This is a genomic window from Aquabacterium sp. UBA2148, from assembly GCF_002328915.1.
Lineage (GTDB): Bacteria > Pseudomonadota > Gammaproteobacteria > Burkholderiales > Burkholderiaceae_C > Aquabacterium > Aquabacterium parvum.
Map to the genome: position 1 here is coordinate 8,781 of NZ_DCXA01000279.1, position 1,971 is coordinate 10,751.

At 67.0% G+C, this 1,971-nt stretch carries 1 protein-coding gene; it reads right to left on the reverse strand.

Annotation, left to right across the window (positions count from 1 at the left end; all coding sequences use genetic code 11):
- Positions 1–1,745 (reverse strand): CarD family transcriptional regulator (locus B2W70_RS15725; protein ID WP_286747084.1); only part of this gene is annotated, 1,745 nt, incomplete at its 3' end.
- Positions 1,746–1,971 lie beyond the last annotated feature (226 nt).

Sequence of the window (1,971 nt, forward strand, 5' to 3'; positions counted from 1 at the left end):
AGCTCGGCGGCGGTGTCGCGCACCTGCTCGGCGGCTTTGCGCTTGGCCTTGTCCCATTGGGGTGAGCCGAGCTTGTGCAGCGGGGCCTCGTCGGCGCTGACGCCGGTGTAGCGGCTGATCAGGTGCAGTTGCGACACGGGCACGTAGAGCACGGCCTTGTCGGCGTACTCCAGGTGCAGGAACTCGGAGGGGCCGTCGCCCAGGTCGAGGTTGATCAGGCCCTGGTAGCGGCCGATGCCGTGGTTGCTGTGCACCACCGGGTCGCCCACGTTCAGCTCGGACAGGTCCTTGATGAGCGAGTCGACGTCGGTGGTCTGCTCGTTTTTCTTGCGGCGACGGCGCGTGGCCGGGCTGGCGTCGAAGAGCTCGGTCTCGGTGATGAGGTGCAGGCTCTGGGCGTTGGTGGCGCCCTGCCAGATGAAGCCAGCAGCCAGGGGTGCAGCGGTGATGGCGTGGCGGTGCTCGCTGACCGTGAAAGCGTGCAGGTTGTCGACGCTGGGCAGCTCCAGCTTGTGGTCGCGCAGCAGCTCCATCAGGCTTTCGCGGCGGCCGGCGCTTTCGGCCACCACCAGCACGCGGGCTTCGGTCTGGCTCAGGTGCTGCTCCAGCTTGCGCAGCGGATCCTGGCCGCCGCGCTCGACGCTCAGGTTGGGCAGTGGACGGGCCCATTCGGTGGGCTCGGTGCTGCGGATGGCCAGCACCGCGTGGGCGTTGGCCAGCGTGAAGAACTCGTCTGACTTGAGGAAGATCTCTTCGGGCGGCAGCAGGGGGCGCTCGGGGTCGTGTTGCAGGAAGCGGTGGCGCTCGCGGGTTTCGGTCCAGAAGCGGCGCAGGGCTTCGTCGATGTCACCGTGCAGGACGACTGCGGCGCCACCCTGAGCCGGGTCCCCCAGGTGTTCAAAGAAGGTGGAGGTCTCGTTGAAAAACAAGGGCAGGTAGTACTCGATGCCGCCCGTGGCCACACCCGTGCCGATGTCTTTGTAAATGCGCGACTTGCTCGGATCGCCTTCGATGCGTTCGCGCCAGCGGTCGCGGAAGGCCGCGCGCGAGGCCTCGTCCATCGGGAACTCGCGGCCTGGCAGCAGGCGAACCTCCGGCACGGGGTAGAGGCTGCGTTGGGTGTCTGGGTCGAAGGTGCGAATGGAGTCGATCTCGTCGCCGAACAGGTCGACCCGGTAGGGCACCAGCGAGCCCATGGGGTAGAGGTCGATCAGGCCGCCACGCACGGCGTATTCACCCGGCGACACCACCTGGCTGACGTGGTTGTAGCCGGCCAAGGTGAGCTGCGACTTGAGCGCGGCCTCGTTGAGCTTTTGCTTTTGCTTGAAGTGGAAGGTGTAGGCGGCCAGGAAGGAAGGCGGCGCCAGGCGCGTGAGGGCCGTGGTGGCGGGCAGCATGACCAGGTCGACGCCCTTGTCGCCTTCGCCGGCAACGCCGTTTTGCATGCGCCACAGGGTGGCCAGGCGCTCGGAGATCAGGTCCTGGTGCGGCGAGAAGGTGTCGTAGGGCAGTGTTTCCCAGTCCGGGAAGATGGCGCAGCGCAGCTCGGGCGCAAAGAAGGCGACCTCGTCGAGCAGGCGCTGGGCGTCGGCTGGATCGGCCGTGAGCAGGGCGGTGAGCTGGCCTTGTGCCTTGCGTGCCAGGGCAAAGTGGGCCAGCAAAGCCGCGTCGCCCGAGCCGATGGGCCGAGGCACGGAGAAGCGTTTGCCGGGGGCGATGGCGGGCGAGGGCAGGGCGGGCAGCATGGGCAGGTGAAAAAGCAAAAGGCCCGGGCACAGGTGTGGCCGGGCGTCAACGATCAACGCATTGGTTTTGATTTTAGGTGCGAGACAATCCGGCCATGCCCGAGACATCCCTGTTCACCCTGACGTCACCTGAATTTCAGCCGCGTTGTTTTGCGTTGGTGCCGTGTGCCGGGGTCGGCGAGAGGGCGGGTGTGGGTGGGCCCAAGCAGTACCACCCTGTCGCAGG